Origin of the sequence: Streptomyces sp. AcH 505, from assembly GCF_000818175.1 — a bacterium.
Taxonomy (GTDB): Bacteria; Actinomycetota; Actinomycetes; order Streptomycetales; family Streptomycetaceae; genus Streptomyces.
Window position 1 is genome coordinate 2,562,446 of record NZ_JTIY01000001.1, and the last position, 17,083, is coordinate 2,579,528.

The 17,083-nt window shown below is 70.2% G+C and carries 16 protein-coding genes; 11 read left to right on the plus strand and 5 right to left on the minus strand.

Annotated elements, in window-relative coordinates:
* Positions 1–52: 52 nt before the first annotated feature.
* Positions 53–808, minus strand: coding sequence for a sugar transferase (locus HY68_RS40600; RefSeq protein WP_241778543.1), 756 nt, complete (start codon positions 806–808; stop codon positions 53–55).
* A 234-nt stretch (positions 809–1,042) separates the two neighbouring features.
* On the opposite strand from HY68_RS40600, the gene dnaK reads away from it, so the two are divergent.
* The 4 genes from dnaK to HY68_RS11770 are packed head-to-tail and all read left to right on the plus strand — an operon-like array spanning position 1,043 to position 5,281.
* Positions 1,043–2,899, plus strand: coding sequence for a molecular chaperone DnaK (gene dnaK, locus HY68_RS11755; protein WP_041987787.1), 1,857 nt, complete (start codon positions 1,043–1,045; stop codon positions 2,897–2,899).
* Positions 2,896–3,570, plus strand: a complete 675-nt coding sequence (grpE, locus tag HY68_RS11760; RefSeq protein WP_041987788.1) for a nucleotide exchange factor GrpE — start codon at positions 2,896–2,898, stop codon at positions 3,568–3,570. Before dnaK ends, grpE begins: the two co-directional genes overlap by 4 nt.
* Positions 3,571–3,615: 45 nt before the next feature.
* Complete coding sequence (gene dnaJ, locus HY68_RS11765; protein ID WP_041987791.1) at positions 3,616–4,806, plus strand: molecular chaperone DnaJ; 1,191 nt, start codon at positions 3,616–3,618, stop codon at positions 4,804–4,806.
* 4 nt (positions 4,807–4,810) lie between these two features.
* A complete protein-coding gene (locus tag HY68_RS11770) occupies positions 4,811–5,281 on the plus strand; it encodes a helix-turn-helix domain-containing protein (protein WP_041987794.1) in 471 nt (156 codons plus the stop codon).
* Between the two features lie 60 nt (positions 5,282–5,341).
* On the opposite strand, the gene HY68_RS11775 is transcribed toward HY68_RS11770, so the two are convergent.
* Positions 5,342–6,319 carry a helix-turn-helix transcriptional regulator gene (locus HY68_RS11775; protein WP_041987797.1) on the minus strand — a complete coding sequence of 326 codons (978 nt, stop codon included), beginning with the start codon at positions 6,317–6,319 and terminating at the stop codon, positions 5,342–5,344.
* 137 nt (positions 6,320–6,456) lie between these two features.
* The gene (locus HY68_RS11780) at positions 6,457–7,440 is read right to left on the minus strand and encodes a helix-turn-helix transcriptional regulator (protein WP_078863554.1); all 984 of its coding nucleotides are present in this window, start codon (positions 7,438–7,440) and stop codon (positions 6,457–6,459) included.
* 127 nt (positions 7,441–7,567) lie between these two features.
* Here HY68_RS11780 and HY68_RS11785 point away from each other — a divergent pair, with 127 nt between their 5' ends.
* Both HY68_RS11785 and HY68_RS11790 read left to right on the plus strand, forming a co-directional pair.
* Positions 7,568–7,879, plus strand: coding sequence for a hypothetical protein (locus tag HY68_RS11785; RefSeq protein ID WP_041987798.1), 312 nt, complete (start codon positions 7,568–7,570; stop codon positions 7,877–7,879).
* Positions 7,876–8,196, plus strand: a complete 321-nt coding sequence (locus HY68_RS11790) for a hypothetical protein (RefSeq protein WP_041987799.1) — start codon at positions 7,876–7,878, stop codon at positions 8,194–8,196. The genes HY68_RS11785 and HY68_RS11790 overlap by 4 nt, the downstream gene beginning before the upstream one ends.
* A gap of 145 nt (positions 8,197–8,341) precedes the next feature.
* Here the strand turns inward: HY68_RS11790 and HY68_RS11795 are convergent, their stop codons facing one another.
* Complete coding sequence (locus HY68_RS11795) at positions 8,342–8,776, minus strand: TIGR03618 family F420-dependent PPOX class oxidoreductase (protein WP_041987800.1); 435 nt, start codon at positions 8,774–8,776, stop codon at positions 8,342–8,344.
* Positions 8,777–8,894: 118 nt separating this feature from the next.
* Between HY68_RS11795 and clpB the strand changes: the two genes are divergently transcribed.
* Together clpB and HY68_RS11805 are read left to right on the plus strand one after the other, a co-directional pair.
* On the plus strand, positions 8,895–11,528 hold the full coding sequence (gene clpB, locus HY68_RS11800; protein ID WP_041987801.1) for an ATP-dependent chaperone ClpB: 2,634 nt from the start codon (positions 8,895–8,897) through the stop codon (positions 11,526–11,528).
* A gap of 181 nt (positions 11,529–11,709) precedes the next feature.
* On the plus strand, positions 11,710–12,237 hold the full coding sequence (locus HY68_RS11805) for a YbjN domain-containing protein (protein ID WP_041987803.1): 528 nt from the start codon (positions 11,710–11,712) through the stop codon (positions 12,235–12,237).
* A gap of 129 nt (positions 12,238–12,366) precedes the next feature.
* Here the strand turns inward: HY68_RS11805 and HY68_RS11810 are convergent, their stop codons facing one another.
* The gene (locus tag HY68_RS11810) at positions 12,367–13,554 is read right to left on the minus strand and encodes a pyridoxal phosphate-dependent aminotransferase (RefSeq protein ID WP_041987804.1); all 1,188 of its coding nucleotides are present in this window, start codon (positions 13,552–13,554) and stop codon (positions 12,367–12,369) included.
* 814 nt (positions 13,555–14,368) lie between these two features.
* On the opposite strand from HY68_RS11810, the gene HY68_RS11815 reads away from it, so the two are divergent.
* The 3 genes from HY68_RS11815 to HY68_RS11825 all read left to right on the plus strand — a co-directional run.
* Positions 14,369–14,896 (plus strand): DUF2617 family protein, encoded by a 528-nt coding sequence (locus tag HY68_RS11815; RefSeq protein ID WP_041987806.1) that lies wholly within the window; start codon positions 14,369–14,371, stop codon positions 14,894–14,896.
* Between the two features lie 54 nt (positions 14,897–14,950).
* A complete protein-coding gene (locus HY68_RS11820; protein WP_078863557.1) occupies positions 14,951–16,570 on the plus strand; it encodes a polyamine aminopropyltransferase in 1,620 nt (539 codons plus the stop codon).
* Positions 16,571–16,603: 33 nt separating this feature from the next.
* Positions 16,604–17,083 (plus strand): SRPBCC domain-containing protein (locus HY68_RS11825; protein ID WP_277816757.1); only part of this gene is annotated, 480 nt, incomplete at its 3' end.

The following is a 17,083-nucleotide window of genomic DNA, read 5'->3' on the forward strand; positions in this document are numbered from 1 at the left end:
TCCCGCACGCTACTAAGCGGTAACTTAATCAGTCCGTCCTGAGCGTACCCACTTATCTCACCGCGATGTAGCGGCGCAACCGGTGATCTGTGTCGCTCAGTGCGGCCTGGGTGCTCATTTGAGCACATCGGAGTTCGGCCGCGTGACGCGCCTCGGCGCGGGCGGGTCGGGCCAGCTGGAGCGCCGGTACGGAGCGGGCCAGGATCAGCAGGTCAAGACCGATCCAGTGGTGCTCGACGTAGTGCTGGTCGAGCAGCGGCGCCTCGTCCCAGGGCAGCGCCGAGTGCCGCCGTACCTGGGCGAGGCCGGTCAGCCCCGGCCGTACGCTCTGCCGCCAGCGCGGCGCTGCGCCCGGCGAGCCGACGACCAGCGGCGCCGGGCCTACGAGCGACATCTGGCCGCGTACGACATGGGGCAGCCGGGAGAGCAGGTCGAGCCGGAACCGCCGGGTGCGCAGCGAGCGGACGATGAACGGGTGGCCGTCGCGGCCGGTGCGGTAGTCGCTCGCGAGGATGCCGCCGGGCGGCCGGGTCGCCGCGACGGCGAGGGCGGCGACGGCCAGTGCGGGGGCGGAGACCGCCAGCAGGACGGAGCCGAGCGTCAGATCCAGGAGCCGCTTGGGGTCCGCCAGGAAGCGGTTCGCCGGAAGCCGCTCGGGCTTGACCGGGAATCGTTCGCGGTTCGCCGAGAATCGTTCGAGGGACGCCGGGAATCGTTCGGGGTTCGCCGGGAATCGGTGGGGGGTCGGCAGGAACCCTTTGGGGGTCGGCGTTCGTTTGTCGTAACGATCCATCCTGTATCGAGCCATAAGGCGCACCTGACCGTTCTGTTCCATTCGTCGGACTTGTCATAGAACGATCGCACGGCGATACGGCTCGGCCCGGGTTAGCGGCCATTCCGGGGCCGTGTCAGGCCAGGTCAGCTCCTGCGGCGCGGGGTGGCGGCACAATAGTTGAGCCCCCTTGGCTCATGTCCTTTGACTCTCATGGATCTGTCGTGCATCCTTGAGCCTGTTCCACTCAAGTCAGCTGGAGGAATCGAAATGGCACGTGCGGTCGGCATCGACCTGGGCACGACTAACTCCGTCGTCAGCGTTCTCGAAGGCGGCGAGCCCACCGTCATCACCAACGCCGAGGGCGCCAGGACCACGCCGTCCGTCGTCGCCTTCGCCAAGAACGGCGAGGTGCTCGTCGGCGAGGTCGCCAAGCGCCAGGCAGTCACGAACGTCGACAGGACCATCCGGTCGGTCAAGCGCCACATGGGCACCGACTGGAAGATCAACCTCGACGGCAAGGACTTCAACCCGCAGCAGATCTCGGCATTCGTGCTGCAGAAGCTGAAGCGGGACGCGGAGTCGTACCTGGGGGAGAAGGTCACCGACGCGGTGATCACCGTCCCGGCGTACTTCAACGACTCCGAGCGCCAGGCGACGAAGGAGGCCGGTGAGATCGCGGGCCTGAACGTCCTGCGTATCGTCAACGAGCCGACGGCGGCCGCCCTGGCCTACGGCCTGGACAAGGACGACCAGACGATCCTGGTCTTCGACCTCGGTGGCGGCACCTTCGACGTGTCGCTGCTGGAGATCGGTGACGGCGTCGTCGAGGTGAAGGCCACCAACGGTGACAACCACCTCGGTGGTGACGACTGGGACCAGCGTGTCGTCGACTACCTGGTGAAGCAGTTCGCCAACGGACACGGCGTGGACCTGTCCAAGGACAAGATGGCTCTCCAGCGTCTCCGCGAGGCCGCGGAGAAGGCGAAGATCGAGCTGTCGTCCTCGACGGAGACCACGATCAACCTGCCGTACATCACGGCGTCCGCCGAGGGTCCCCTGCACCTCGACGAGAAGGTCACCCGCTCGCAGTTCCAGCAGCTCACCTCCGACCTGCTGGACCGCTGCAAGACCCCGTTCCACAACGTCATCAAGGACGCCGGCATCCAGCTGTCCGAGATCGACCACGTGGTCCTGGTCGGCGGTTCGACCCGTATGCCGGCCGTGGCCGAGCTCGTCAAGGAGCTGACCGGCGGCCGTGACGCCAACAAGGGCGTCAACCCGGACGAGGTCGTGGCCATCGGTGCCGCGCTCCAGGCCGGTGTGCTCAAGGGTGAGGTCAAGGACGTCCTGCTCCTCGACGTGACCCCGCTGTCCCTGGGTATCGAGACCAAGGGCGGCATCATGACCAAGCTCATCGAGCGCAACACCACGATCCCGACGAAGCGCTCCGAGATCTTCACGACGGCCGAGGACAACCAGCCGTCGGTGCAGATCCAGGTCTACCAGGGCGAGCGCGAGATCGCGGCGTACAACAAGAAGCTCGGGATGTTCGAGCTGACCGGGCTGCCGCCGGCCCCGCGCGGCGTGCCGCAGATCGAGGTCACCTTCGACATCGACGCCAACGGCATCATGCACGTCGGCGCGAAGGACCTCGGCACCGGCAAGGAGCAGAAGATGACCGTCACCGGCGGCTCCTCGCTGCCGAAGGACGAGGTCGACCGGATGCGCCAGGAGGCGGAGCAGTACGCGGACGAGGACCACAAGCGCCGCGAGTCCGCCGAGACGCGCAACCAGGCCGAGCAGCTCGTCTACCAGACGGAGAAGTTCCTCAAGGACAACGAGGACAAGGTCCCCGGTGACGTGAAGACCGAGGTCGAGGAGTCCATCGCCGAGCTGAAGGAAAAGCTCAAGGGCGAGGACACCGCCGAGATCCGTACGTCGACCGAGAAGGTCGCCGCCGTCTCGCAGAAGCTCGGCCAGGCCATGTACGCCAACGCGCAGGCGGACGGCGCCACGGAGGCCCCGGCCGACGGCGGCACCGAGCAGCAGGCCAAGCAGGACGACGACGTGGTCGACGCCGAGATCGTCGACGACGAGCGTGACACGAAGGGTGGGGCGGCGTGACCGAGGAGACTCCGGGCTTCGACGAGAAGCCCGACGTCCCCTCCGGCGCCTCCTCGGATGACGCCACGCCGCACGCCGCCGAGCCGGACTCCGACAAGGAGCCGGGCCCGGCGGCCCCGGCCGGGGACGCAGCACAGCAGATCGCTCTGACAGCTCAGCTGGATCAGGCCCGGATGGCGCTCGGTGAGCGCACGGCGGACCTCCAGCGGCTCCAGGCGGAGTACCAGAACTACCGCCGTCGGGTGGAGCGGGACCGGATCCAGGTCAAGGAGATCGCCATCGCGAATCTGCTGACCGAACTCCTCCCCGTACTCGACGACATCGGCCGGGCACGTGACCATGACGAGCTCGTCGGCGGCTTCAAGTCCGTCGGTGAGTCGCTGGAGAACGTGGCGGCCAAGCTCGGACTGCAGACGTTCGGCAAGGAGGGCGAGCCCTTCGACCCGACGATCCACGAGGCACTGATGCACTCGTATGCGCCGGATGTCACGGAGACGACGTGCGTCGCGATCCTGCAGCCTGGGTACCGGTTCGGCGAGCGGACCATCAGGCCCGCGCGGGTCGCGGTGGCGGAGCCCCAGCCGGGGGCGCAGGCCAAGGCGGCCGACGAGCAGGGCAACCCGGCCGGTGACGTCGACAGCAAGGAGAGCGGTGGCCCGGACGAGGGCTGACGCGGTAGTGACAGCAGTGACAGGCGGAGAGGAGGGACGTCGGGAATGAGCACGAAGGACTTCGTGGAGAAGGACTACTACAAGGTTCTCGGCGTCCCCAAGGACGCCACAGAGGCCGAGATCAAGAAGGCGTACCGGAAGCTCGCCCGCGAGTTCCACCCGGACGCCAACAAGGGCGACGCCAAGGCCGAGGACCGCTTCAAGGAGATCTCCGAGGCCAACGACGTACTGGGCGACGCGAAGCGCCGCAAGGAGTACGACGAGGCGCGCGCCCTGTTCGGCAACGGCGGCTTCCGGCCGGGCCCCGGCGCGGGCGGCGGTTCGTTCAACTTCGACCTGGGGGACCTCTTCGGAGGCGGCCCCCAGGGCGGTGGCGGACAGCAGCCCGGGGGCGCCGGCGGTTTCGGCGGCGGCCTCGGGGACGTGTTCGGCGGTCTGTTCAACAGGGGCGGCGCGGGCACGCGTACGCAGCCGCGCCGCGGCCAGGACATCGAGTCCGAGGTGACGCTCAGCTTCACCGAGGCGGTCGACGGGTCCACGGTCCCGCTGCGGATGTCCAGCCAGGCGCCCTGCAAGGCGTGTTCGGGCACCGGCGACAAGAACGGCACACCCAGGGTCTGCCCGACGTGTGTCGGCACCGGCCAGGTCTCGCGCGGCACCGGCGGCGGCTTCTCGCTGACCGACCCGTGCGTGGACTGCAAGGGCCGCGGGCTCATCGCCCAGGACCCCTGCGAGGTCTGCAAGGGCAGCGGGCGCGCCAAGTCGTCGCGGTCCATCCAGGTACGCATCCCGGCGGGCGTCAGTGACGGGCAGCGGATCAGGCTGCGCGGCAAGGGCACTCCCGGCGAGCGGGGCGGCCCGGCCGGCGATCTGTACGTGGTCGTGCATGTGCACGCCCACCCGGTGTTCGGCCGCAAGGGCGACAACCTCACCGTCACCGTGCCCGTCACCTTCTCGGAGGCGGCGCTCGGCGGCGACGTGAAGGTGCCGACCCTGGGCGGTCCCGCCGTGACCCTGAAGCTCCCGGCCGGCACCCCCAACGGCCGGACCATGCGCGCCCGTGGCAAGGGCGCGGTACGTAAGGACGGCACGCGCGGCGACCTGCTGGTCACCGTCGAGGTGGTCGTCCCCAAGGATCTCGGGACGCAGGCACGCGACGCGCTCGAGGCCTATCGGAAGGCGACCGGAGACGAGGACCCGCGGGCGGAGTTGTTCCAGGCCGCGAAGGGAGCATGACGTCATGGACAGGGACGGTCGGCGCAGCCGGCCCTCGGCGTTCACGAGGGCCTACGAACTGACCGAGGAGACGCCGGTGTACGTCATCTCGGTGGCGGCCCAGCTCTCCGGTCTGCACCCGCAGACACTCAGGCAGTACGACCGGCTCGGCCTGGTCTCCCCTGACCGCACGGCGGGCCGGGGCCGGCGTTACTCGGCCCGCGACATCGAGCTGCTCCGCCAGGTGCAGCAGCTGTCGCAGGACGAGGGCATCAACCTCGCCGGCATCAAGCGCATCATCGAGCTGGAGAACCAGGTCGCCGCGCTGCAGGCCAGGGTCGCCGAGCTGGCCGCCGCCGTGGACGGCGCCGCCGCCGCGATGCAACAGCGCGAGGCGCAGGTGCACGCCTCGTACCGCCGTGACCTTGTGCCGTACCAGGACGTCCAGTCGGCGTCGGCGCTGGTGGTGTGGCGCCCGAAGCGGCCCACCGACTGAGCCGCGCTTGCGGATACGCACCGAGCTGCTGGACCGGGCCCCGCCACCACCTGGCGGGGCTCAGTCCAGTTCGCGTTCCTCGCACGTCGCCCACCAGTGGGTGAGCTGGTAGACGGTACGGAAGCCCAACCGCCCGCGCAGGTCCGTCAGATGGGCGTTGACCGTACGGGCGCTGTAGCCCAGGGTCTTGGCGATCTGCTGCTGGTCGTGTCCCGCGCACAGCTCGCGCAGGATGGCGCGCTGGAGCTGCGTGCTGACCACGGGGGCGCCGGACGGCGCCGGGGTCAGCCACTCGTCGGCCCGTACCCACTGCTGCTCGAAGACATCGGCGAGGAAGGCGCAGACGGCCGGGTCGCGCACCTGCCAGGCGCCGTCGGCGGCCGGGCGGCCCTCCAGCCGGTCCACCAGGAAGGCCAGTCGGCGGTCGAAGATGATCATCAGTAGGAACGGGCTGGCCAGCGTGCGGAACTGGCCGCCCTTCGGCCGCATCGTCCTGACCCGCTCATGCACGGCGGGGTTGGTCTTGTTGCTCGCGCGGTAGAGCGTGCGGACCGACACGCCGCGCTCCAGCAGCTCGGTGTCCCGGCCCTCGGCCAGAGCCAGGGAACGGCGCGTACGCGGCCCCGGCTGGGCGCAGAGCATTTCCTCCCGCGCGCTGTCGCAGGCGGCGGCTATGGACCGGTTGACGGCGTCCTTGCCCTCCACGAAGAGTGCGCCGGGCGAAGGAGCGGCACCCGGGCGGGCCGCGGCATGGCGTGCGCGCAAGTCGTCCACGGCGGTGTGCAGTTCGGCGACGAGTCCGACGGAGTGGGTCAGGGCGTCCCGGACGGATCCGCGCAGCCGCTGCTCCACGTCGTCCAGGTCGAGCACGCTGACGTGGCCGCTCGCCGGGTCCGTACGGGCGAGTCCGCGGCGGTGCAGGCTCGCCAGGCCCTCGGCGTCGGGCGGTACGTCCTCACCGGCCGCCAGGCGCGCGTACAACTCCCGTGCCGCGAGCGGCAGCAGGCTGTCTCGCGCGGGTTCGGCCTCTCGCGCCATCCGCCGTCGTCCCCACCTTCCAAAACCGGAACTTCTGACGTGCGAAGCGTCCGCCGTCTTGCCGTCGGGTCGCCGGTCGTGAAGCGTAGCTCCCCGTGAAACGGGTCAGCCCCCGGTGGCACCCGCCGGCACCGCCCTCAGTTCTTCTCGTCAAGGATCCCCGACTGCGCTATCAGGAAACCGAGTTGTGCGCGGCTGCCGCTGCCGAGCGAGGCCGCGAGCTTCGCGATGTGCGCACGGCAGGTGCGGACGTTCATGCCGAGCCGCCGGGCGATCGTCTCGTCGACCAGGCCCTCGATGAGCAGCTTGGCGATGGACCGCTGGACGTCGGTGATGCCCTCGGGGTCGGGGGCGGAGGCGATGGGTTCGAGCAGTGGGGTGGCGCGCTGCCACAGGTGCTCGAAGACCTTGGTGAGATACGACACCAGACCGGGGTGGCGCAGTTCGAGCGCGACCGTGTTGTCGTTGCGGGCCGGGATGAAGGCCACGGTGTCGTCGCAGATGATCAGCCGCTCCACGAGCTGTTCGAGCGTGCGTATCTCCACCTTCGTACCGGCCATGTGCTCGACGTAGGCGAAGGTGGACTGGGTGTAGCGCACCGTGTGCTGGTACAGCGTGCGCATGCTGATGCCCCGGTCGACCAGCGGCTTCTGCCGCGCTATCGCCTGGCTGAGGACGTTCTCGCTGCGTCCGCCGCCCGGCTGGATGGTCAGCACTTCCGTCCTGCTCTCGGCGGCGGCCACATCGAGCGCGTTGTTGATGCGGTTGGACCCTTCGAGCACCGTGATGGCGTGGATGTTGGGCGGTGCCTGCGCGCTGAGGACGATGAACTGCTCGAAGGAGTCAGCGAGGTCGACGGTCTGCCGGCGGCGCTCCTGTATCTCCCGTTCGATGGGGTGCAGCCGCTGCGCCAGTGCGGTGGCGGGAGCGACCGGACGCAGCCAGTCGGGGTCGTCGGGATCCGGGTGCAACAGGGCGAAATCGATCAGGCAAGGGGCCGATTCGACCTCGTGCCTACCGATACGTCCGGAGCGCAGAGCCTGGGTGTAGATCCGTGTCCCCTCGGCACACAGTTCCGTAAGAGCGTGCCGATGTGTCTCATTTGAGTAAGTCGTACTCAATTCTCCACCCCTCAGGTTGCTGTACCTGCAGGAACATGATGCATCGCTCCTGTGGCGTTGGGGTCTACCAATGAGTCATTGTCGTGACGGACGGGGAGAGGAACTACTTAGTGAGGACGTAGCCGTTATGGGCAGGAGATTGCTTCGTTCGGCGCTGGTCGTCGCCTTTGCCGCCCCGGTGGCACTGGGCGGACTGAGCGCGCTGGACATGGGCTGGGGCAGCGCTCCGGCCGGTGTCCGGGTCGCGGCGGAGCAGACGCACGTGTCCGGAACGGTCTCGACACTGGGCGTGGCGGACATGGGATGGGGTCGCCGCGCTGTCGGCGCCGAGCCCGTGACGCCGCCGGACATGGGCTGGGACACCACCCCCGCCGATGTCGCGCCTGTCACCCCGCCCGACATGGGGTGGGACACCACCCCGGCAGACGTAGTCGCATGAACGTCCCGTCGGATGACCGGGTCCTCCGGCGCGAGATGGCTACCGCCTATCGCTCCGGATGGCACTTCATCGATCTCGTCACCGCGATCTCACACCGCGGCGAATCGGTGACGGTCACCCTCTTCGGCGAACCGATCGTCGTCGTACGCGAAGAGGACGAAGAGGTACGTGCCTACCGCCTCCTGAGAAGGCCGCGGGGCGCGCCGCAACCGGTGCGGTGTGTCATCAGGTACGACATGATCTTCGTCAACCTCGACCAGCGTGACCACCAGCTGGTCGAGCCACAAACCAACACGGCCACCCCCCGCAGTGCCTGAACGATTCCCCCGTCGTTCAAGATCGTTCAGGCGCTTCCCCCACACAACGGCGCCATCGTGGACCTGAAACACGATGGCGCCGTTGTGCTGTCCGCGTTCAGGGCCCGGTCCGGCGCGCGGCCCGGCTCCCGCTCGGTGGCCGGTTTCAGCCGCGGCCCAGCGTCCGGTCGACGGCGATCTCGATGACCACCCGGTCCGGGTTGGGCGAGGGCGTGCGCCCGTAGCGGGCCGCGTAACGGCCCTCCGCCTCGGCGACGGCCTCGGCCTCCGCGCGTACCGTCGCGCGCCCCTCAAGCGTCGACCAGCGGCGTCCCTCGGCCTGGCACACGGCGACCCGCGCGCCGCCGGCCGCCGACTGGGCCGCCAGTACGTTGCGGACCTTCTTGCTGTGCTTGTTCGCGATGACGCGCGCGATCCCCGTCCCGTGGTCGTACGTGACGCCCACCGGGACCAGGTGCGGGGTGCCGTCGGGGCGGGCGGTCGTCAGGGTGCAGACATGGCGCTCGCGCCAGAAGGCGAGGAACTCCGGGCTGTGTTCGCGGCGCTGCTCGCGGCTGGGTTCGCGCTGGTCGTCGGACATGCGGCAAATCGTAGGCGGGGAAGGCCGCCGTTTCAGGCTTGAGTGGAATAGACTCAACTTTGCGCACGCTGACACTGTCAGACCCAGTGGAGATCCGCGCAAGGAGGAGAGAGCGCACGTGGACGCCGAGCTGACCAACAGGAGCCGGGACGCGATCAATGCGGCCACCAGCCGCGCCGTAGCGGCCGGACACCCCGATCTGACCCCAGCACATCTGCTGCTCGCCCTGCTCGAAGGGCAGGACAACGAGAACATCATCGACCTGCTGGCGGCGGTCGATGCCGACCTGGCCGCTGTACGGTCAGGGGCGGAACGGCTGCTGGCCGGACAGCCCAGCGTGACCGGCTCCACCGTCGCGCCCCCGCAGCCCGACCGCGAGACGCTGGCTGTCGTCGCGGACGCCGCGCGGCGCGCGAAGGAGCTGGGGGACGAATATCTCTCCACCGAGCATCTGCTCATCGGGATCGCCGCCAAGGGCGGCCGTGCCGGGGAACTGCTGGATCAGCAGGGCGCCTCGGCCAGGAAACTGCTGGACGCGTTCGAGAAGGCAAGGGGAGGGCGCCGGGTGAGCACACCCGACCCGGAGGGTCAGTACAAGGCTCTGGAGAAGTTCGGCACCGATTTCACCGCCGCCGCCCGCGAGGGCAAGCTCGACCCGGTCATCGGCCGGGACCACGAGATCCGGCGCGTGGTGCAGGTGCTGTCACGCCGTACGAAGAACAACCCGGTGCTGATCGGCGAGCCCGGCGTCGGCAAGACGGCCGTCGTCGAGGGGCTGGCGCAGCGCATCGTGAAGGGCGACGTGCCGGAGTCGCTGAAGAACAAGCGGCTGGTCTCGCTCGACCTCGGCGCGATGGTCGCCGGCGCCAAGTACCGGGGCGAGTTCGAGGAGCGGCTGAAGACCGTCCTCTCCGAGATCAAGGAGAGCGACGGGCAGGTCATCACCTTCATCGACGAGCTGCACACCGTCGTCGGCGCGGGCGCGGGCGGTGACTCCGCCATGGACGCGGGCAACATGCTCAAGCCGATGCTGGCCCGTGGCGAGCTGCGGATGGTCGGCGCGACCACGCTGGACGAGTACCGCGAGCGGATCGAGAAGGACGCGGCGCTGGAGCGGCGCTTCCAGCAGGTGCTGGTCGCCGAGCCGAGCGTCGAGGACACCATCGCCATCCTGCGCGGGCTCAAGGGCCGCTACGAGGCCCACCACAAGGTGCAGATCGCGGACGCCTCGCTGGTCGCGGCCGCCGCGCTCTCCGACCGGTACATCACCTCGCGCTTCCTGCCCGACAAGGCCATCGACCTGGTCGACGAGGCGGCGTCCCGGCTGCGGATGGAGATCGACTCGTCCCCGCTGGAGATCGACGAGCTGCAGCGCTCCGTCGACCGGCTGCGGATGGAGGAGCTGGCCCTCAAGAACGAGTCGGACCCCGCCTCCAAGCAGCGGCTGGAGAAGCTGCGCCGCGACCTCGCCGACCGCGAGGAGGAGCTGCGCGGCCTCAACGCCCGCTGGGAGAAGGAGAAGGAAGGCCTCAACCGGGTCGGTGAGCTGAAGGAACAGCTCGACGACCTGCGCGGCCAGGCCGAACGCGCCCAGCGCGACGGCGACTTCGACACCGCTTCCAAGCTGCTCTACGGGGAGATCCCGGGCCTGGAGCGCGAGTTGGAGGAAGCGGCGGAGGCGGAGCAGGAAGCTGCTCTGGACACCATGGTCAAGGAGGAGGTCGGCCCGGACGACATCGCTGACGTGGTCGGCGCCTGGACCGGGATCCCGGCCGGCCGGCTGTTGGAGGGCGAGACGCAGAAGCTGCTGCGGATGGAGCAGGAGCTGGGCAAGCGGCTGATCGGCCAGACCGAGGCCGTACAGGCCGTCTCCGACGCCGTACGCCGCACCCGCGCCGGCATCGCCGACCCGGACCGCCCCACCGGCTCGTTCCTCTTCCTCGGCCCGACCGGTGTCGGCAAGACCGAACTGGCCAAGGCGCTCGCCGACTTCCTCTTCGACGACGAGCGGGCCATGGTCCGTATCGACATGAGCGAGTACGGCGAGAAGCACTCGGTGGCCCGGCTCGTCGGGGCGCCTCCCGGCTACGTCGGGTACGAGGAGGGCGGCCAGCTCACCGAGGCCGTCCGGCGCCGCCCGTACTCCGTCGTCCTGCTGGACGAGGTCGAGAAGGCCCATCCCGAGGTCTTCGACGTCCTGCTCCAGGTGCTGGACGACGGCCGGCTCACCGACGGACAGGGCCGCACGGTCGACTTCCGCAACACGATCCTGGTCCTGACGTCGAACCTCGGCAGCCAGTACCTGGTCGATCCGCTGCCGTCGGAGGAGACGAAGAAGCAGCAGGTGCTCGAACTGGTCCGGTCGTCCTTCAAGCCGGAGTTCCTGAACCGCCTGGACGACCTGGTGGTCTTCTCCGCGCTGGCCAAGGACGAGCTGGCCGAGATCGCCAGGCTCCAGATCGACCGGCTCGCCAAGCGCCTGGCCGAACGCAGGCTCACCCTGGACGTCACCCCGGACGCGCTGTCCTGGCTGGCCGTGGAGGGCATGGACCCGGCGTACGGCGCGCGGCCGCTGCGCCGGCTGATCCAGACGGCGATCGGCGACCAGCTGGCGAAGGAGATCCTGGCGGGCGAGATCAAGGACGGCGACACGGTCCGGGTGGACCGCTTCGACGACGGCCTGATCGTCGGCCCGACAACGCCGGTGGCATCGCCGGACGCCCCGGTCGAGGGGCCTCCGAAGACGCTCTGACGGCGGCGGCGGCGAGCGCGGACCGACACGGTCCGACACGGGCCGCATGCTCCGGGTGGGCCTGGGCAGGCGACGGGAGACTGTCCCTGCCCCGGCCCACAGCCGAGCGGCGCCGACCGGGCTTGCCACTCCCCGCCCGCGATGGGGGAGGATGGCAGGAACCGTACGAAGGGAATTCTCGGTGAGCATCGACCCGTCCTCGATTCCGAATTTCGGGGGCCAGCCCCAACCGCAGGCTGCAGGACCGGCGGGCCCCGTCGTCCCCGACCAGGATCTGGTCAAGCAGCTCCTCGAACAGATGGAGCTGAAGTACGTAGTCGACGACGAGGGTGACCTCGCGGCGCCGTGGGAGGAATTCCGTACGTACTTCATGTTCCGCGGCGAGGACGACCAGCAGGTCTTCTCGGTGCGGACGTTCTACGACCGGCCGCACCCCATGGGCGACAAGGCCAAGATCCTCGACGCGATCGACGACTGGAACCGCCGCACCCTGTGGCCCAAGGTCTACAGCCACGTCCACGAGGAGGGCGACGGCCCGCCCACCGTCCGCCTCATCGGCGAGGCCCAGATGCTGATCGGCACGGGCGTGAGCCTGGAGCACTTCGTGTCCTCCACGGTCAGCTGGGTCCGCGCCTCCATCGAGTTCGACAAGTGGCTCGTGGAGCAGTTCGGCCTGGAACCGGGCGACGAGAAGCCCGAAGACGTCTGACCCACCAGGAACCACGGCCCGGCCGGGGCGCCGATCACTTCGATCGCGCCCCGGCCGGGTTTTTTCCGCCCGGTTCCGCTCAGCCCGCGGCCGGCTCAGCCTGTGCCCCGCCTCAGCCTGTGCGCCGCCTCAGGACGCGAGCGTCTTGAGGCGGGTCGCCGCCTCCGTCAGGACGTCGGTGCGTTTGCAGAAGGCGAAGCGGACGAAGGGGGCGCCCTGGTCGCGGTGGTCGTAGAAGACCGCGTTGGGGACGGCGACCACGCCGCAGCGGTCCGGGAGGGCGCGGCAGAAGGCGAAGCCGTCCGATTCGCCGAGGGGGCGGATGTCGGTCGTGACGAAGTACGTGCCGGCCGGGCGGTAGACGTCGAAGCCGGCCGCCGTCAGCCCCGCCGACAGCAGGTCGCGTTTGGCGCGGAGGTCGGTGCGCAGGTCGTCGAAGTAGCTGTCGGGCAGCCGCAGGGCCTCGGCCACGGCGTACTGGAACGGGCCCGCCGAGACGTACGTCAGGAACTGCTTCGCGGCTCGTACGGTCGTCACCAGCTCCGGGGTGCTCGTCACCCAGCCGACCTTCCAGCCAGTGAACGAGAACGTCTTGCCGGCCGAGCTGATGGTGACCGTCCGCTCGCGCATGCCCGGGAAGGTGGCGATCGGGACGTGTTCGCCGTCGAAGACCAGGTGTTCGTAGACGTCGTCCGTGACCACCAGCAGGTCGCGTTCGACGGCGAGTTCGGCGATCGCGGCCAGTTCGGCGCGGGTGAGGACGGTGCCGGTCGGGTTGTGCGGGGTGTTGAGCAGGATCAGCCGGGTGTTGTCGGTGACCGCGTCCCGCAGCTCGTCCAGGTCCAGGTGGTACGCGCCGTCGCGGGGGCGCAGCGTGACCGGGACGCGTACCCCGCCCGCCATGCCGATACAGGCCGCGTACGAGTCGTAGTACGGCTCAAGGGCGATGACCTCGTCGCCCGGCTCGACCAGGGCGAGCAGCGCCGCGGCGACCGCCTCGGTGGCGCCGGCGGTGACCAGGACCTCGGTGTCGGGGTCGAAGGCCAGGTCGTAGCGGCGCTGCTGGTGGTCGGCGATCGCGGCGCGCAGCTCCGGGACGCCGGGGCCCGGCGGGTACTGGTTGCCGCGGCCGTCCCGCAGGGCGCGTACCGCCGCCTCCCTGATCTCCTCGGGACCGTCGGTGTCGGGGAAACCCTGGCCGAGGTTGATCGCCCCGGTGCGCACGGCGAGCGCGGACATCTCGGCGAAGATCGTGGTGCCGAACTCGGTGAGTCGGCGGTTGAGCAGCGGGCGCCGTCCCGGATCGCGTGCGGTCATGGCGGCCATCCTGTGCCGAACCTCTGTAGTTGCTCAAGTCAGCTTTCGGTGCGCCGGGCCCTGGGGACAACCCAGTCAGTCAGGAAGCCGGCCCGATACGGGGCCGGTACGGCGGGGTCACGGGGGCTTCGCTCCGGGGGGACGGAAGGACGGTGAGGATGATGGCACTGGGACTGGTGGTAGTACTGGTCGCGGTCGCGTTCATCGGATTCGTGGCGAAGCTCGGCGGTCGCGACAGTTCGCGGCGCAGGCCGATGAGGAAAGGCGCGAAGCGTCGCTCAAGTGACCGGAGCTGGTGGGCCGGTGGTGGGTCGGGCGCAGGCGCGACGTACTACACCCAGAACGACGCCGGCTCCGGCGGGCATTCGGGCGGTCACCACGGTGGCCACTCCGGTGGTCATTCCTGCGGCGGTGGTCATTCCTGCGGTGGCGGCTCGTCCTCCTGCGGGGGCGGTTCGTCCTGCGGCGGCGGCGGGGGATGCGGCGGAAGCAGCTGACACGGGGCAGCTGATCCGCGGTGCCGAGAACGATGCCCGGTGGAGGTCAACCTCCGCCGGGCACCGCCCTGTCGGGGGCCGGCGGCGGGGAACAGATGAACCCCACCACCCCCGAGGGGATGGAAACCCCGTCAAGTTGGGTAAAAACGCTGTGAGCCCGGCACACTTCATGATTCCCTCGCAGTTGAGAGCCTCCAGCCCTCGGACCTCACGCGGAGCCGAGCAGGCGATCTCCCCACAGTTCCCTCGCTAGTTCGTCGCTCATCCTTCCGGGATGCCGCCGGTCCATCCGTCAAGCGTGTCTGCGGAGCCGACCCATGCTCACGACCCTCAATACCGCCTACACCGACACCCGCGCCGCCGATCTGGCCTGGGCGTTGGGCCGGGATCCGCTGCCGGCGCTCGCCGTCCTCGATCTCGACCTGAGCGGGGCGAGACTCCAACTCAGACTGCTCGGCGCCTCCCACCAGGTCCTGCTGGAGGAGCGGCGCGGCGCCTGTTCGGAGACCGTCGCCTGTATCCCCGGCAGCAGTACGCCGCTTCCGCTCGGTGTCTCCGAGCGACTCGGCGAATGGGAGTACGAATTCGCCGCCCGCGTCGAGACGCTCTCCGCCGGTTCCTTCGCCGGCCGGGCGCAGGAACTGCTCGCGCTGGTCGCCGACCACCCGAACGGGCTCGCCGGCACCTTCCCCGGCTCGCCGTACGCCTTCACGGCGATGCTGGCGCAGCGCGACGAGGACGGCTCGGGCGGGGTGCGGTGGCGCACCTGGCACGCGTACCCGCAGGAGGGTCAGCTCGTCGTCACCAGGACCCGGTTGGGCGCGCGTATGCCGGCGATGCTCTAGTTACACCCTTGTGGGTGACAAGCGGCGAGTGCATCGTGACGTAGCGTTACCAACATGATCGAGCAGATCGAGCAGGTCGAGCAGCCTGGGGGGTCGCCGCCCCGAGGCGGGGCGCGGCTGCCCGTGCGCGCCGACGCCGGCCGGTTCCTGATCCTCACGGTCGTCTTCGTCTGCGCCGCGTGCGGACTGGTGTACGAGCTGGAGCTGGTCGCGCTCGCGTCGTATCTGATCGGCGATTCCGTCACGCAGGCGTCGGTCGTGCTCTCCACGATGGTCTTCGCGATGGGGATCGGCTCGCTGCTCGCCAAGCGGCTGCGGCCGCGCGCCGCCGTCGGCTTCGCCCTGGTCGAGTCCGCCCTCGCGCTGCTCGGCGGCTGCTCGGCGATCGTGCTCTACGCGAGCTTCGCGTGGATGGGCGAGTCCCGGATCGCGCTCGTCGGGTTCTCCCTGGGCATCGGCGTGCTCATCGGCGCCGAGATCCCGCTGCTGATGACGCTGATCCAGCGGGTCTCCCGGCAGGACCCGGGCGGGACCGTCGCCGACCTGTTCGCCGCCGACTATGTGGGCGCGCTCGTCGGCGGGCTCGCCTTCCCGTTCCTGCTGCTGCCCTGGCTCGGCCAGCTGACCGGCGCGCTGGTGACCGGCGCGGTCAATGTCGTCGCGGGCGGCGCGCTGGTGCTCTGGGTGTTCGGCCGCGATCTGACGCCCCGCTCGCGCTGGCTGCTGCTCACCGCCAACGTGCTGGTGCTGTCCGTGCTGGGCGGGGCGATGTGCCTCGTCGGCGACTTCGAACGGGCCGCGCGGCGCGCGGTCTACGGCGACCGGGTGCGGGTCGCCGTCCACACCGACGTCCAGGAGGTCGTGCTCACCGGCAGCAGGCGCGGGCCGCTCGACCTGTATCTGGACGGCCGGCTGCGGGTCAGCGGGCGCGACGAGTACCGGTACCACGAAGCCCTCGTGCACCCGGCGATGCGCGGGCCGCACGCGCGCGTGCTGATCCTCGGCGGCGGTGACGGACTCGCCGCCCGCGAGGTCCTGCGGTACGGCGACGTCCGTTCGGTCACCCTCGTCGAGCTGGACCCCGGCGTGGTCCGGCTGGCCCGTACGGATCCCGCGCTGACCGAGCTGAACGAGCACGCGTACCGCGACCCGCGGCTGCGTCCGGTGAGCGCCGACGCCTTCGCCTGGCTGCGTGGCGACCGGCACGAGAGGTACGACGTGATCATCTCGGATCTGCCCAACCCCGGGATCACCCCCAGCACGAAGCTGTACTCGGAGGAGTTCTACGGGCTCGCGAGCCGGGTCCTCGCCCCCGGCGGCAGGCTCGCCGTCCACACAGGCTCGCTCAGCGGCCAGCCACGGGCGTACTGGACCGTGGACGCGACGCTGCGCGCCGCGGGCTTCAGCACCAGCCCCTACCGCGCCACAGGACGTGACGCCGGGTTCGCCGCGGGGCCCGATCGGGCGAAGCCGGGCCGGCCGGTCGCGGGCGACTGGGGATTCATCCTCGCCTCGAAGGCGCAGGACCCGCCGCCGCTCGGTCTCGCGCCGGGCGCGCCACGGCTGCGGTCGGTCTCGGGCCCCGTGCTGCGGGCCGACGGCAGGGCGGCCGAGCGCACCCGGGTGCCGGGCCTCGCCCCTTCGACGCTGGTGCATCCGCGCTACACGGGCTGACGGGGGGCGACCGGCTGAGTAGGCTCGTTTGTCATGGACCATGAGGTGTTCGTTCCGGTTCCGGCAGAGACCCTCCGGCAGACGCTGCGGGACCCCGCCCGGGTCGCCGGCTGTCTGCCAGGTCTCCAGCAGGACGCCGACGATGCGGCGGGGCAGTTCGCCGGGCGCCTCAAGGTCCGTATCGGTGGCCACACCATCACCTACCGGGGCACCCTGACCGTCACTGAGCAGGACGGGGCTTTCTCCCTCGTGGGTGAGGGCACGGAGGCGCGCGGCTCGGGCTCCGCCCGGGTGACGCTGACGATCCGGCCCACCGAGGCCCCGGAGCAGGGCGGCACCCTGCTGGCCCTGCGGGGCGAGACCGACGCCAAGGGCCGGCTGGCCGAGCTGCCGCCCGACAAGGCGGAGGCGGCCGGACGCCGGCTGCTGGACCGGTTCGCCGCACGGCTGACGGAGGAGTCGACGGCCGGGGCGGCCGGGCCCGTGGCCGCGGCGGGTGCCGTACCGGAGCAG

Bases quoted from the DNA above. Each gene is read 5' to 3' on its own strand.
- HY68_RS40600 (WP_241778543.1), bottom strand. From the start codon at position 808: ATGGCTCGATACAGGATGGATCGTTACGACAAACGAACGCCGACCCCC.
- dnaK (WP_041987787.1), top strand. From the start codon at position 1,043: ATGGCACGTGCGGTCGGCATCGACCTGGGCACGACTAACTCCGTCGTC.
- dnaJ (WP_041987791.1), top strand. From the start codon at position 3,616: ATGAGCACGAAGGACTTCGTGGAGAAGGACTACTACAAGGTTCTCGGC.
- HY68_RS11770 (WP_041987794.1), top strand. From the start codon at position 4,811: ATGGACAGGGACGGTCGGCGCAGCCGGCCCTCGGCGTTCACGAGGGCC.
- HY68_RS11775 (WP_041987797.1), bottom strand. From the start codon at position 6,319: ATGGCGCGAGAGGCCGAACCCGCGCGAGACAGCCTGCTGCCGCTCGCG.
- HY68_RS11785 (WP_041987798.1), top strand. From the start codon at position 7,568: ATGGGCAGGAGATTGCTTCGTTCGGCGCTGGTCGTCGCCTTTGCCGCC.
- HY68_RS11790 (WP_041987799.1), top strand. From the start codon at position 7,876: ATGAACGTCCCGTCGGATGACCGGGTCCTCCGGCGCGAGATGGCTACC.
- HY68_RS11795 (WP_041987800.1), bottom strand. From the start codon at position 8,776: ATGTCCGACGACCAGCGCGAACCCAGCCGCGAGCAGCGCCGCGAACAC.
- HY68_RS11810 (WP_041987804.1), bottom strand. From the start codon at position 13,554: ATGACCGCACGCGATCCGGGACGGCGCCCGCTGCTCAACCGCCGACTC.
- HY68_RS11815 (WP_041987806.1), top strand. From the start codon at position 14,369: ATGCTCACGACCCTCAATACCGCCTACACCGACACCCGCGCCGCCGAT.
- HY68_RS11820 (WP_078863557.1), top strand. From the start codon at position 14,951: ATGATCGAGCAGATCGAGCAGGTCGAGCAGCCTGGGGGGTCGCCGCCC.